This is a genomic window from Planomicrobium sp. MB-3u-38 (assembly GCF_002836425.1).
GTDB lineage: Bacteria > Bacillota > Bacilli > Bacillales_A > Planococcaceae > Planococcus > Planococcus okeanokoites.
In genome coordinates, this window is record NZ_PJBO01000022.1 from 1 (window position 1) to 534 (window position 534).

The 534-nt window shown below is 43.3% G+C and carries 4 tRNA genes; all 4 read left to right on the forward strand.

Going from position 1 to position 534, the window contains the following annotated elements:
- Positions 1-2 precede the first annotated feature (2 nt).
- The 4 genes from CXF70_RS06705 (at position 3) to CXF70_RS06720 (ending at position 473) form a co-directional block, all read left to right on the forward strand.
- Positions 3-77 (forward strand) — tRNA-Gln (locus CXF70_RS06705).
- A gap of 113 nt (positions 78-190) precedes the next feature.
- Positions 191-276, forward strand: a tRNA-Leu gene (locus tag CXF70_RS06710).
- A 15-nt stretch (positions 277-291) separates the two neighbouring features.
- Positions 292-368, forward strand: a tRNA-Arg gene (locus tag CXF70_RS06715).
- A gap of 31 nt (positions 369-399) precedes the next feature.
- Positions 400-473: transfer RNA gene (locus CXF70_RS06720), tRNA-Gly, on the forward strand.
- The last annotated feature ends 61 nt before the right edge of the window (positions 474-534 follow it).

Sequence of the window (534 nt, forward strand, 5' to 3'; positions counted from 1 at the left end):
ATTGGGGTATAGCCAAGCGGTAAGGCAACGGGTTTTGATCCCGTCATGCCCTGGTTCGAATCCAGGTACCCCAGCCATTTTTATTTATATAGAATAAAAAAGATGAATATATTGCCGATTGATTCTCAAAGGTTATTGTTGACTTAAGGTCAACGAATGGTTATAATATAATTTGTCTCTAAAATAATATGCGGTCGTGGCGGAATGGCAGACGCGCTAGGTTGAGGGCCTAGTGGGAGAAATCCCGTGGAAGTTCGACTCTTCTCGGCCGCACCATAGCGTATTCCGATTGCGCCCGTAGCTCAATTGGATAGAGTACTTGACTACGAATCAAGCGGTTAGAGGTTCGAGTCCTCTCGGGCGCGCCAATCTTTTTCTTCTATATAATACAAACTTTATGCGGGTGTAGTTTAGTGGTAAAACCTCAGCCTTCCAAGCTGATGATGAGGGTTCGATTCCCTTCACCCGCTCCATAATTTTTAACTTTGAATTTTGAACCTTGAAAACTGAACAGCAAAACGTCAATAAACAATC